Origin of the sequence: Brevibacterium antiquum CNRZ 918, from assembly GCF_900169145.1 — a bacterium.
Lineage (GTDB): Bacteria > Actinomycetota > Actinomycetes > Actinomycetales > Brevibacteriaceae > Brevibacterium > Brevibacterium koreense.
This window is the reverse complement of sequence record NZ_FXZD01000002.1, coordinates 321,394-334,958: the sequence shown is the minus strand read 5'-3', so window position 1 is coordinate 334,958 and position 13,565 is coordinate 321,394. Positions and strand designations below refer to the sequence as shown.

Below are 13,565 nucleotides of genomic sequence, written 5' to 3'. Positions count from 1 at the left end.
CACCGCCGAGGTGACAGAATCGACTCTGCGCACCCGCCGCCGGGTGCCCTGTCGGCACACCCACCGCAGGCCCTCGACGAAGGAACCGACATGACATCCCCCGAAGATTTCGTCACCCCGTTCGCCCAGGTCGCGCTGTCCAACATCACCCGTGACTATCCGTACGCTGCGCATCACGTCGCGCGTTCGGCCGATGACATCGTCGAGCCGCGGAAGAAGAACCCGGCGTTCGCGAACTCCTTCGACTGGCATTCAAGCGTCCACATGCACTTCCTCCTCGTGTCGCTGCTGAGCACCGAAACCGCCCAGGCCGCACCGTGGCGCGACGAGGCCCTCGAGACACTGGCTGCTCATCTCAGCTCTGAGAAGCTCACCGCCGAGGCGGCTTTCCTGCGTGAGAATCCGACGTGGGAACGTCCCTATGGGTGGGCATGGGCCGTCGAACTCGTCCGGGCTTTGCATGCCAGTTCGGAACCGCGGCTGCGGGATCTGGCCACCGACGCCGAGGTGCTTGCTGAGACGGTCTTCGACCTGACCGCGGCATGGCTGCCGAAGATGGCAGCACCCGTTCGTCACGGACTGCACTCGAATACGGCGTTCGGCCTGCGTCGGATCCTCCTCGGCGCTCGGGAACTGGGACGCCACGACGTCGACGATGCCATCGCCGCATCCGCCAGGCGCTGCTTTACCGATGACCATGCCTGGAACTTCCATCAGGAGCGCAGCGGTCAGGACTTTCTCTCCCCTGGGCTTTGCGAAGCCGATCTCATGGCAGAGGTACTGACCGAGGATGAGCTCGCCGTCTGGTTGCCGGACTTCTTGTCGGAACTGACTCCGGAGTCGCCTGCGCTCAAGCCGGTCCAAGTGCTCGATCCCACAGACGGATATCAGAGTCATCTCTACGGCCTGGGGCTGTCGGTCGCCGCATCGCTGATGCGTCTGGCGCCACGACTGCTGGACATCGCTGAAGGCTCGAGTGACCACGAGCTCGCCGTCCGTGCCAAAGGGATCCTCACCAGAGTCGAGACACTCATGGCTCCCGGGCTCGAAGCTTCTGTCTCGGACGAGTACATGGCCTCACACTGGGTCGCAACATTCGCCTGGGAGGCCTTGGGGCTGCGGAATCACTGAGCTGTCGCCTGCCGTACGCAACCAATGCGCGGACTGGCGAAACTGGTTCACTCAGCAGACGCCATCACAGGGATCTCCGAGGTCATCTCGTCACGAGGAACCGCCTCGGCGCCCTCGGTCGTGTTCTCGACACCATGGTCGGCGGGCAGGCCGGTCAGGCGTTCGGGCTTGAGGATCTCCTCGAGTTGGGCACGGTCGAGCAGACCCTGCGCAATAACCAGGTCGGAAATCGGTTCATTGGTCGCCAGCGCCTGCTTGGCCAGCTGCGCGGCCGGTACATAGCCGATGACCGGAGCGAGTGCGGTGATGACGGTGACAGACCTGGCCACGGTGTCCTCGAGCGCCGCCTCGTTGGCGGTGATGCCGTTGACGCAGTTGACGCGGAAGGTCTGGCAGGCACGCTCGAGCCAGGTGATCGACTGGAACAGGGAATGGGCGATGACCGGCTCGAAGGCGTTGAGCTGGAGCTGGCCGGCCTCGACGGCCATGGACACGGTGACGTCGGCACCGGCGACCGAGTAGGCGACCTGGGAGACAGCCTCGGGGATGACGGGGTTGACCTTGCCGGGCATGATCGATGAGCCCGCTTGGCGGGCAGGCAGGTTGATCTCACCGAAGCCGGCCTGTGGTCCCGAGGACAGCAGACGCAGGTCGTTGGCGATCTACGACATCTTCAGAGCGCTGCGCTTGAGCGCCCCGGAGAAGGTGATGAAGACTCCGGTGTCCGAGGTGGATTCGACGAGGTCGCCGGCGGTGACGAGTTCGAGTCCGGTGATGGTGCGCAGGTGCTTGATCACCGCTTCCTTGTACCCGACGGGTGCGTTGATCGCCGTTCCGATCGCAGTGGCGCCCATGTTGACCTCGCCGAGGAGTGCGACCGCATCTTCGAGACGCTGGACGTCCTCACGCAGAGTGGTGGCGAAGGCGTTGAATTCCTGACCCAGGGTCATCGGCACCGCGTCCTGGAGCTGGGTGCGACCGACCTTGATGATATCGGAGAACTCGCGACCCTTCGCGGCAAAGGCATCCGCCAAAAGCGTGAGTTCGCCGAGGAGGTTCTGCAGTGAGAAGGCCAGCGCGATCTTGATCGCCGTCGGGTAGGTGTCGTTCGTCGACTGGCTGTGGTTCGTATGGTCATTGGGGTTGATGAACGAGTAGTCGCCCTTCGCGTGACCGCCGATCTCAAGTGCGCGGTTCGTGATCACCTCGTTGGCGTTCATGTTCGTCGAGGTGCCCGCCCCACCCTGGATCACGCCGACGGTGAACTCGTCGTGGAGCCGCCCGCCCTTGATCTCCTCGCAGGCGGCGTCGATGAGGTTGGCTCGCTGCTCATCAAGGGCACCGATCTCCAGGTTCGCCCGCGCCGCGGCCTGTTTCACACAGGCGAAGGCACGGACGAAGTCGGGGTAGACGGAGACTGGGCGGCGCGCGATCGGGAAGTTCTCCATCGCGCGAGCCGTGTGCACACCCCAATACGCTGCAGCGGGGATCTCGAGACTGCCGATCGAATCGGTCTCGGTGCGGGTTGGGGCGGAAGCGCTGTCGGTCACCGCTGGTGCCTTTCGTTGTGGGGAGGCATTGTTGCCCGCCGCGGTAGTTCGCCACTGCGTCTCGGTAGTACCTGAACACGCGGCGATCTCGTCGCCAAGCCGAACAGCGGCCTCATCCCGACATCGTTTATGGTCAATCACGCTTTCGTTGTCCGCTATCGTTCGTGATTCATCAATAGTTGGGCCAATTTAAGTATCCCAGGTGAACTCGAGTCTGGAAGGGCCCAGCACGCGAAGGAGAGCCGCACGTTCGGCTGCAAGTTAGCTGCTTATCTTCTGGTCGGTGTGCCCTGGGCCGGCCGCTCGACTTTTGGACCCGGCGACTGAGGGTTGCCGGGATTTTCAGCGGCGCCAGTGGCATCCACAGCTGACGACGTACTCACCGCGCACCTGTGTGCGGACACCCTCGCCGCCGAGGCCACAGTTCTCCGCGAGAATCCGCTTTCGGAGCGAACCAATGGCAAGGCGTGGGCAGTCGAACTCGTCGATGTCCTGAAAACCAGAACCGAAAAACGGTTACGCAAAATGACTCCCGGCGCGAAGGTAATTACCGACAGCATCTTCGACACGACAGTGGCCCGGCGGCAAGGATGCCTGAACCGGTCCATCACGGATTGCACACGACCACCGCTTTCGGTCTACGGCGCATTCTGCTCGGAGGGCGAGACTTCGGTAGCCAGGACGCCGTCGAGGCGATCACCAGCACCGCCCGCCGCAGCTTTACGTAAGATCTCGTTCGGAACCTCTAGTAGGAATGCAGCGGTCAGGACTTTCACTCCCCCGCCCGATACGAGGGAGACCTCATGGCCAACGACGAACTCGTGCGATGTGTGCCGGCCGTCTTCTCGGAGCAGACACCGGAATCCCTGTGATCACGCCGGTCAGAATCCTAGATCCCGCCGACAACTACCATAGCCATACCTATGAACCGGGTCTGTCGCCGCCTCACCATGCGCTTGGACACGCGCCTGCTTCCGATCGCCGAACGCTCGGGCAAACTGGACCTCACCGACAGAGTCAGGAGATTCCTCATCACGACCGGTGGCCTGCTGGCTACCGGGTTCGAGACCGCTGTGCCCGATGAGTACATGCCCGCACACTTGGGCCACGACATTTACCCGCAAAGCAGTTGGGCAAGGGCAGGAGTGGCGCCACTAACCTACAGTCCCAAAGGCCTACGTTCAGCTATAGTATTTATATATAGACCAGTTCATAAAAACAACTACATCGCACTTACGCCAACTGAACACAACTTAACGAAAAAGGCCCTCAATTGCTAAAAAGTGTCACCCTCCGGAATTTTAAATCACTTAGCAACACTACACTTCAACTAGGAAAAGTAACAGTACTTGTGGGACCAAACAATGCGGGTAAAAGTTCACTACTACAGGGGATACAATTCGCGGTGTCAGTTGCGCAAAGTCTGAAACTAGATGGAGTATCCAAGTGGAGAAACGATGCCATCTCGGGAACCCTATCAACCGAGCAGTTAATATACACGCCATTACGTGATGTTCAAGCATTAGCGCCGCATGGAAAGTTGACTCAAGATCATTCGAAGGCAATACACGCCGAATTTAAAGACGACGAAGGACAAATTAATCTGACGGTAGCCAAAGGTAAAAACAAGAACATCAGCATAAAGATGTCGGGCGAAGCCTTAGGTAAAAAACTCGAAAATTACGAACAACCCTACAGTATCGTGGCACCGGGGTTAGCCGGTATACCTGCGTTCGAAGAGTATAAATCGGCGGGTCTGGTCAGACGCGCCGCAGCTCGCGGCGATGCGAACAGCGTCTTCAGAAACGTCCTATTGGACTTGAGCCAAGATCAAACCTCATGGAGCATTTTTCAGGACCAGCTACATGAGATTTTCCCTGACGTGGATATCTCAGTATACTTCAACCAAGAGGCGGACGAGACGATATCAGCTTACGTCAAAAGAGAAGGAAGCAATTTACCGATTGACTCAAGTGGGACCGGCATCCTGCAAGCAATCCAGGTACTTGCTTACGTCGGCGTCTACAGGCCTTCCTTGCTAATACTTGACGAACCAGACTCTCATTTGCATCCAAACAATCAGCGTAAACTTGCCACTCTCCTAGTGAAACTTGCAACTGAACTAGATTTCCAAATTCTATTATCGACACACTCTCGGTCCTTTATTGACGCCCTCCATGAAAACGACGCCGACATAACCTGGCTAGCTTCTGGTCAGATACAAGATAGCGAATTTGATAGAATCGACGCATTGTTGGAACTCGGGGCACTCGACGCTGCAGATCGACTCAACCATGGCAAGGTGCCATTTGTGGTCATCACCGAAGATGAAAATCATAAAGCTTTACGCACTCTGCTGGATTCCTCTGGTCTGACGACTCTGAAATACGACATCTGGTCATATAAAGGTTGTACTAATCTCAAGTCAGCGGTAGCAATTGCGAAGTTTATTCACGACAAAGCGCCCGGCACACGGGTCATAATCCACAGAGACCGTGACTATGTTGACGAAATTGAACTCACTGATTTCGTCACTGAAATGCGAGCAACTGGCGCGTTGCCTTTTATTACCGATGGAACCGACATAGAATCACATTATTTGAATATTCACCACCTTCGAGAGGTCTTCCCTGAAATCGACATCTCCGATCTTGATTCCATTTTGGCGCAAGCGACTTTGGAAACACGTGACCTATCAGTAAAAATGTTAATCAACGAACGAGTAGAATTTTCGAAACGTCAAAAAAGCGCAGGAGTAAAGAACACGCCGTCTGCTGGTACGGTTGCGAGCGAATCACATACACAATTTGATAAGAACCCGGAGCGATATCGGCACGGTAAAAAGACATTGAAGGCTACGCGCAGGCTGATCCAGGAACGATTCGGCTTGAATCGGCCCTTGGAAATATCAACTCCTGCACTTAGATGTGTGCAAATTTCAGACTACGTAGGTAAGCATATGGGAACCTGATAGCTACGCGGAAACGATTACACGAATTTGCCAGGTTGATATCGATTTCGACAATTGTTGTCCCACAGACCCTGGTCGCCACATCATCGCGCCTATTCGGACACGATTTTGTTAAATTTCGACTTAACCCCGTCCGACACCCAGCGACCGGAAATGGGTTCGGTAACATACACGTGAAACAACTTGGTCAAGAGGTCACGGTCGACGGATTCCAGAACCTCGACCCAAGTTTCAGAGTAAGTTTTACAGGTCCAACGTACATTGTATTTACACACTTCCTCGGTCCATTGGTTTTTCAATTTCGCTTCAATTTCGTGAGCTATAAATATGACCTCGATATCCCAGCTCTCCGGAATTCCAAGTTGGTCAAATTCAGTTTGCCTCTTAGGGAGTATTTTCGAAAAGGATGCACCATGTATGTCAACATAAAACTTCGAAAGCTTTCCACCATGCGCTTCGAATGCCCGGACTTGTCGAAGAGACTTCGATTTAAACTCAACATCGCCAAGTTTCGCTTTTGCAGTATTAGATGCAGAGACCGAGTCTCCCCGCCCACGCACGTCGTACTCCGTTTCCACGGTGTCGAACCAAGCAGTTGCCAAGAAGTCAACCGCTCGCTGCTCCAGAATGCCGAAGGTGCGTGTATTCTCAGCTGATATTCTGTCGAAGAAATTCTCGATTCCGGTCCATGAGGGCGGTTCAACCTCAACACGGTGGACGACGAAGTCTTCCTCTATCCTCATAAGCCATGACCTGATCCAGGATGCCAACTCACGTCGGGCCGGATACGCCATCTGGCTGAGTCCGTCCAATAGATCTGCAAGAGCGAGAGCTTGAACGCGCCCCGATCCTTTGCGCGACCAAGCCCAATTTCGGTCGAAGGCAAAAGCTCCCTTTGAATTGTTCAAGTAGGCGCTTTCGCTCGGATGATATGAAGGATGCTTGTCTCTCTGTAGGACGTGAGATAGTAGACCGCGAGGCTGGAACTCATACGCGGCGGATGCTGGGTGATCATAGCTATCCACTACTAGCAAATTTGTGTTTAAGATTACCGAATATGCTGGAACGAAGCTTTTTGCATCCGGGAAGAAGCGATATAAAGCATCGGCTAAATCGCTCGGATAGCCCAGTCTCGTACCAATGTCGCCGATCAATTCGATACATTCCTTAGGCGAAGCGTCCCCAAACTTCTCCGGAGCTCCGGCAACGTCCTCGTCGGATAGCTTAAGTATTTCTTCTTCGTCCAGTTCCGGCGCTCCACCTAACGCGCGGGCGACTAGTTTGAGTTGGTGCCAGTTGTATTCGAATCCTCCTCTGCGAGCGCTAAGGACGCCTGCTATCTGAGCGCAGGAGAGGTGTTCGTCATTAAGTAGCCTCGCGATTAAATTTGAATGACTAAGCAATGCTGACGCATTTTCGAATGATAGATTTCCCTGTCCAGTGAGCTTCTTGTGTGCGTCGAAATACTTACTGGGAAAGAGTTCCCCAAGACTCTCTTCTACGCTAAGACACTCGCTGACCAATCTTTTCAGAAAGGCCGTTGGTTTTCGTTGCTCCCGCCACCTGTCTATTTCAAACGATAAATAGTCTGCGCGCTCTTCTTCGGTTACTAGGTTTAGTGGCTCCAGTTTATGCTGAGCGCGCTCCCAGGCCGCATGAAAATTGTGCTGGGCTATTGGGAGCAGCAGCTGACTGAGCGCGTATGTGACACTCCGAACTCCGACCATTATTCCTCCCACAAAGTGTTGTTGGTTGCAGTACTTATGCTTTTTACAACCCCCGCCAGTACTTCGCTTGGTGAAACATTCAACACCTGGCAGCATTGCACGAACGCTTCCACGCTCCAGCGGTTCCGGCCGGCTTCCATTCGAGACAGAGTGGATGGGTCCAAATTCATTTGCTCTGCTATGTCCCGTTGAGACAAGTGTTGTGCCTCCCTGACCGCCTGAAGGTAGGCTCCTATAGTTGATTCAATCTGCAAGCCGCACCCTCTTCCGGCGTGATCGGGATCCATGTTTCTGAACAGGGTACATGCAGGCGATGCTACAGCCTCTCGCCGCTGATTTCTGGTAGCATATTTAGTGAGCTCTTGCAGCTGGTGCAAGAGCTCTTTTTCAGGCCATGGAGGGTAATGGTGGACGCGCCTCGAGTAGTTTCCCTATTTAGCGGAGCTGGCGGAATGGATCTCGGGTTCGCTCTTGCGGGGTTCACCCCAGTTTTTGCGAATGATATTGATGCGGTGGCTCTTGACAGTTACACGGCCTGGATGGAGCAGGCACGGAGTCGGTTGCCACATCTAGCGCACGCTGAACATCGCATCGTGGATGGTGACATTAAGTCTGTCCCTGATCTCCCCGAGGCCGGCGATGCAGAAATCGTTATTGGGGGTCCACCTTGTCAAGGATTTTCAGTAGCAGGAAAGATGAATCCGAACGATCCTCGTTCTAGACAGGTCTGGAACTTTTTGGCGGTCGTCAATCGGATTAAGCCAATTGCTTTTGTGATGGAGAATGTGCAAGCCCTCGCCACCAATCGACGTTGGGCAGGTCTACGCGAAGAACTCCTACGCGAGTCCGAAGGTCTTGGATACTCCACTTCCCTCCATGTTCTTAACGCCAGCCACTTTGGTGCGCCTCAGGCTCGATTGCGTATGTTCCTGATTGGGGTGCGAAAGCCACTTCCAGCAATGCCTTCTCCTAGGCCGACTACAGCCGATTCCCAACCGACGCTTAGAACGGCCCTCCAGCAGTTGCCCGCTTGGGGGCAGCCGGGCAACGACACTCTATGTACGGCTCGCGTGACGCCCGCAAAGTCGCCAGTGCTCAGACGCTCGCCATTCGCGGGCATGTTGTTCAACGGTCAAGGTCGGCCGATGGATCTAGAAAGGCCTGCACCTACTCTTCCCGCGTCAATGGGTGGTAATCGGACACCTATTATTGACCAACAGCAACTGAGCACCGGCGCTGAGAGCTGGGTGTCCAGTTACCATCGGCAGCTGTGGGACGGTGGCCCAGTTGCGACTTCGGTTCCCGAGCGAATGCGGAGAATTACGGTTGAAGAGGCGGCATCCATTCAAACATTTCCCACTCGTATGGAATGGCGCGGTCCACAAAGTTCCAAGTATCGACAAATCGGAAACGCTGTACCTCCTATTTTGGCCTATCATGTTGCTGCAGCACTCCGATCTTGGCTCGGGTTCCCCTCTGCAGAGACGCCTACTGACTTTCTTGGTCTCAAACTCCCAGCGTTCGAAAATGACCGCACTCACTTTCTACCGTGGGACAGGTCTGCCGTACCGCAGAAAACCCCGCCGATCAAAGGCTTTTAATCATTTCTCGCATTTTCCCTTTTCTGCAGCAATAAACCAATATCGGATCTCTAGCCTTAACATGGTTCTGCCAGCACGTGCACTTTGATTAATTCTGGAATATAGCTCACTGAGCATAGCCGCCATTTCAGCGCCATTTGCTACCCATAGCCAATTTGGCGACCTCTTCCACATTTAGTCCCAACTTATTCGCCAACACACGTTCAGTATCCCCACCCACCTGCGGAGCCGGAACAGCATCAGCAACCGGCGACCCGGCAAACGACAGCGGCACCCGCGGCGCCAGCACAGTCCCGACTCCCGGCTGATCGATCTCACTGAACAACGGGTTCTCCAACGAGCACCACGGATCGTTGTTGACAAGCTCCTCAAATGTCTGGAACTCCCCCTGTAGGACACCGGCGCCGCTCAACGCCTCCGCAGCCTCGGCGGCAGTGTGCGCAGCGAACCATGGACGCACCACTGCGTCGATGGCTTCGCGAGCTTCGAAGCGCCCGCCTTCCGTGGACAGATCGACATCCAACAGCGGCCCGATCATCTCCAGCTTCTCGGACAGCCCTGTCGCTGTACCCAGCCCGCGCCAGTGTTTGTTCGAGATGACGGCAACCATGATCTCGCGACCATCCGAGGTTTTAAACGACTGACCGTATGCGCCATAGAGCCCATTGCCCAGCGGTCCCCGCGTCTTACCGGTCGACTGGACCTCGGCGATATAGCCGAGGTTGCCCACGGTCGCGAGCATGACATCGGACAATGCCAAGGTGATCTCCTGGCCCTTGCCTGAGGACCGCCGATCAAGTTCGGCGGCAATGATCCCGTTGGAGATGTAGAGCCCTGCCGCGACATCCCACGCCGGCAGCGCATTGTTGACGGGACGCTCGTCGTCACCGGTGATGATAGGGAATCCGCTAGCGGCGTTGATCGTATAGTCCACGGCCGGTTTCCCATCATGGGAACCATTGAGCCGCAGCATGACGAGGTCCTCACGATGCTGCACAAGATTCTCGTACGAAAGCCAGCCGCGAGCGGGCAGGTTCGTGACCAGGGTACCCGCCTCGGCGATGAGGTCGGTCGCGATCTTCTGCCCCTCTTCGGACTTGAGATCGAGGGTGACCGAGCGTTTGCCCTTGTTGAGGCTTGCCCAGTAGATGCTGGTGCCGTCGTCGCTGATCGGCCACCGGTTGGCATCGATGTTGCCGCCGATGGGGTCGATACGGATGACATCGGCACCCAGCTGCGCCAAGGTCATCGCACCCAGAGGTGCTGCGACGAAGGCGGAGATCTCGACGACTCTGAGTCCGGCCAGTGGGGCGGGGCGTGTCTCTGACATAGGTGCTCCTCAGCTTTCCGTGGTCGTCACTGTTGCCGCGATCGCGGCCTTGCCATCAGGTCCGATGGCCTCGAGTTCGTGGGTGTTGCCACCGGTGGACCGCCCGACGAGGTGGATCTGCTCGTTCGCGAACAGGGGTGACTTCGCGCGGAAGTCGTACGTAGCAACAGTCGCCTCTGGATGGTTCTTCATGAACGCGTCCAGGAGGAGCGTTGCGGTCAGCGGGCCGTGGGTGACGAGTCCCGGGTAGCCTTCGACGCCCGTCACGTAGGGGTGGTCATAGTGGATGCGGTGGGAGTTGAACGTCAGCGCTGAGTAGCGGAAGAGCATGACCTCGTTGGGACGGACCGAGCGCACCCAGTCCCATCCTTCGGGTGCAGGTGAATCTGCCCGTGCTGGAGCTGCAGTGGATCCGTTCGGCGCCGAGGTGGCTTCCCGGTAGACGATCGTGTGTCGATCCGTTGTCGCGAGGTTTCCATCGGCGGAGACCTCGTGGCGCAGCACGACGAAGCAGAGGGATCCGCTGCCGCCTGTCTTCTCCGTAATCGATTCGATGGTCGTCGTCCGTGACAGCTTCTGCCCGGCGAGAATCGGTGCATGGAACTGCAGCTTGCTGCCGGCCCACATGCGCCGAGGCAGTCCGACCGGTGGCATGAATCCGCCGAGCTTCACGTGGCCATCTGTTCCCAGTTCGCTCATCGGAACGTCGTCCTCGGCGAAGTGCAGCCAGTGCCCAACAGGGAACAGCTCCCGCGGGCCTGAGCCTTCCGGAACGCCCTGCTCGAGCAGCGTGGCCAAGCGTGCCACGTTGATGCCGGAGGCGATGTCTTCCTCGGTGCTGGAGCGGTCGACCCAGTCCTGCAGATTGATCTCAGTCATTTCAACGTCCTAACAATTCATCGGAGATGATGCGCATCTGGATCTCCGAGGAGCCTTCGAAGATCTTCGTCAACCGGGCATCACGCCAATGGCGTTCAACAGCGAAGTCCTTCGTGTACCCGGCACCACCATGAATCTGGACACCCTCCGAGGTGACCTTCTCCGCCATCTCCGCAGCCAGGTACTTCACCATTGCGGCTTCCTTGTCGCACCGGCGACCCGAGTCGATCTCCGTGCACACGTGATACATCAACGCCCGGCACGCCTCGATCTGAGCCGCCATGTCAGCAACCTTGAACCGCAGATGCTGGAAGTCCGCGAGAGGATGCCCGAACTGGACGCGTTGTTTGAGGTACGCGATCGAATCCTCCAGCGCTGCCTGCGCCAGCCCGATCGACCGGGCAGCAGTATGCGCTCGTCCAACTTCAAGCCCCGACACGGCCTGGTAGAAGCCACGATCTTCCTCGCCCAGGAGTGCCTCCGCTGGGAGGTGGAAGTCGTCGAAGTTGAGGTCCCAGGTCTTCCATCCGAAGTACCCGATCTTCTTCACCGCAGTCCCGCTCATCCCCTCGGGGAAGGAACCACGTTCCTTCTCCACCAGAAACGCCGAGATCCCACGGTGACGCTTGGCCTCATCAGTCGACGTCCGAGCGAAGAGGATGATGTAGTCGGCCTGATCGGCAAACGTGCACCACATCTTCGTGCCGTTGATGATCCACCCACCGTCATCGGCACGGGTGGCCTTGCAGCGGATGTTGGCGACATCGGACCCGGCTTCGGCCTCAGATAGGGAGTAGGCGCCGAGGTACTCGCCGGTGGCGACCTTCGGCAACAGCCGTTCTTCCTGCTCGGGTGAGAACCCACCACCCATCCCGTTGCCACGAGCCAACAGGCCGCCGACGGACATCCAGGCTCTGGAGAGTTCCTCGGCAACAAGGCAGTACTCGAAGACACCGAGCCCGAGGCCCCCGTATTCTTCGGGGATGAGGATGCCGAAGAATCCCATGTCCGCCATCTGCTTGATGAACCAGTCAGGAAATTGACCCTCAACGGGGTCGAGTTCATTCGCCAGCGGGAGGACGACGTCGCGGGCGAACTCACGGGCGAGCGCCTGGATCTCCAGTCTGTCCTCGGTCATGAAGTGCGGGGTGTTCGGTCGTGGCCTGGGCTTATGCGTCATGGTCAGTCCTCCTTCAGGCCTTATTGCGGCCGATGAGCTGCTTGGCGATGACGCCCAGCTGGATTTCGTTGGTGCCCTCGCCGACGATCATCAGCGGAGCGTCACGGTAGTAGCGTTCGACGTCGTACTCGGTGGAATATCCGTAACCACCATGGACACGGATAGCGTCAAGTGCCACCTCGGCGGCCATTTCCGAGGCGTAGTACTTGGCCATGCCGGCTTCCATGTCCACGCGATCACCGGAGTCATAGGTGCGGGCGGTGTGGAGGACGAGCTGCCGGGCGGCTTCGAGCTTCGTGGCCATCCTCGCCAGCTGATTGCCCACGGCCTGGTGACGCCAAATCGGCTTGCCCATGGACTCGCGCTCCTGTGAATACTTCACCGCGTCATTCAGCGCAGCCTGAGCCACGCCGAGCGAGCGGGAGGCGACCTGAATGCGGCCGATCTCCAGGCCCTTCATCATCTGCTTGAAGCCCACACCCTCTTTCTCACCGAGCAGCTGGGACTGTGGCTGGCGCAGGTTCTCGAACACGAGCTCACAGGTCTCAACACCCTTGTAGCCGAGCTTCGAAAGGTTCTTCGACACAGTGAAGCCCTCGCCCTTTTCGACGAGGATGATCGAGATCCCATTGTGACGCGGTTCGGCGGACGGGTCGGTCTTGCACAGCAGGGCGATGAGGTCGGACTTGCGGGCGTTGGTGATCCAGGTCTTCGAGCCGTTGATGACGTAGTCCTCGCCATCCTTGGTCGCCGAGGTGCGCATGGCCTGCAGGTCGGAGCCGCCGCCGGGTTCTGTCAGGGCCATGGTCGCGCGGAGTTCACCGGTGGCCATGCGCGGCAGGTACTGATCCTTCTGCTCACTGGTGCCGTACTCGGCGATGAGCTTGGCCACGACGGTGTGCCCGCCCATGGCCCCGGCCAGGGACATCCATCCGCGGGCCAGTTCCTGCGTGATCAGGGCGTAGGCCTCGGTCGAGACCTTGCCCATCCCCCAGGGTTCGTCGATCGCGAGACCGTAGATGCCCATGTCCTTCATGGTCTGGATCCACTTCTCCGGGTATTCGTCGGCGTGCTCGACCCGGTTGACGTGGGGTTTGACGTCGTGGTCGATGAACTCAGCGACCGTGTCGATCATCATCTGCTCTTCGCTGCTGACTGCCATTGCGAATTCCTCTTCCTCTGCTGCTGAAAATCTG

The 13,565-nt window shown here is 57.5% G+C and carries 9 protein-coding genes and 1 pseudogene; 3 read left to right on the top strand and 7 right to left on the bottom strand.

Features of this window, described 5'->3' with window-relative positions:
* The first annotated feature begins 90 nt into the window (after positions 1-90).
* Positions 91-1,131: a DUF2891 family protein gene (locus BANT918_RS04185; RefSeq protein ID WP_101619074.1), complete on the top strand. Its 1,041-nt coding sequence runs from the start codon at positions 91-93 to the stop codon at positions 1,129-1,131.
* A 47-nt stretch (positions 1,132-1,178) separates the two neighbouring features.
* Here BANT918_RS04185 and BANT918_RS04180 read toward each other — a convergent pair.
* Positions 1,179-2,681, bottom strand: a pseudogene (locus BANT918_RS04180) (aspartate ammonia-lyase).
* A gap of 1,273 nt (positions 2,682-3,954) precedes the next feature.
* Between BANT918_RS04180 and BANT918_RS04170 the strand changes: the two are divergent.
* Positions 3,955-5,652 carry an AAA family ATPase gene (locus BANT918_RS04170; RefSeq protein WP_101619072.1) on the top strand — a complete coding sequence of 566 codons (1,698 nt, stop codon included), beginning with the start codon at positions 3,955-3,957 and terminating at the stop codon, positions 5,650-5,652.
* Between the two features lie 92 nt (positions 5,653-5,744).
* Here the strand turns inward: BANT918_RS04170 and BANT918_RS04165 are convergent, their stop codons facing one another.
* Both BANT918_RS04165 and BANT918_RS18050 read right to left on the bottom strand, forming a co-directional pair.
* On the bottom strand, positions 5,745-7,475 hold the full coding sequence (locus BANT918_RS04165) for a hypothetical protein (RefSeq protein WP_167389366.1): 1,731 nt from the start codon (positions 7,473-7,475) through the stop codon (positions 5,745-5,747).
* Complete coding sequence (locus tag BANT918_RS18050; protein WP_101619070.1) at positions 7,379-7,666, bottom strand: helix-turn-helix domain-containing protein; 288 nt, start codon at positions 7,664-7,666, stop codon at positions 7,379-7,381. Before BANT918_RS18050 ends, BANT918_RS04165 begins: the two co-directional genes overlap by 97 nt.
* 117 nt (positions 7,667-7,783) lie before the next feature.
* Between BANT918_RS18050 and BANT918_RS18045 the strand changes: the two genes are divergently transcribed.
* Entirely contained in the window at positions 7,784-8,980 is a 1,197-nt protein-coding gene (locus tag BANT918_RS18045) for a DNA cytosine methyltransferase (protein WP_101619069.1), read from the top strand.
* Positions 8,981-9,107: 127 nt separating this feature from the next.
* On the opposite strand, the gene BANT918_RS04150 is transcribed toward BANT918_RS18045, so the two are convergent.
* Genes BANT918_RS04150 through BANT918_RS04135 form a run of 4 tightly spaced genes read right to left on the bottom strand, consistent with a single transcriptional unit; the run spans position 9,108 to position 13,531 of the window.
* Positions 9,108-10,310 carry a CoA transferase gene (locus BANT918_RS04150; protein ID WP_101619068.1) on the bottom strand — a complete coding sequence of 401 codons (1,203 nt, stop codon included), beginning with the start codon at positions 10,308-10,310 and terminating at the stop codon, positions 9,108-9,110.
* 9 nt (positions 10,311-10,319) lie between these two features.
* Positions 10,320-11,189 carry an FAS1-like dehydratase domain-containing protein gene (locus tag BANT918_RS04145; RefSeq protein WP_101619067.1) on the bottom strand — a complete coding sequence of 290 codons (870 nt, stop codon included), beginning with the start codon at positions 11,187-11,189 and terminating at the stop codon, positions 10,320-10,322.
* A gap of 1 nt (position 11,190) precedes the next feature.
* On the bottom strand, positions 11,191-12,369 hold the full coding sequence (locus BANT918_RS04140) for an acyl-CoA dehydrogenase family protein (protein WP_101619066.1): 1,179 nt from the start codon (positions 12,367-12,369) through the stop codon (positions 11,191-11,193).
* 13 nt (positions 12,370-12,382) lie between these two features.
* Positions 12,383-13,531: an acyl-CoA dehydrogenase family protein gene (locus tag BANT918_RS04135; RefSeq protein WP_101619065.1), complete on the bottom strand. Its 1,149-nt coding sequence runs from the start codon at positions 13,529-13,531 to the stop codon at positions 12,383-12,385.
* Between the last annotated feature and the right edge of the window lie 34 nt (positions 13,532-13,565).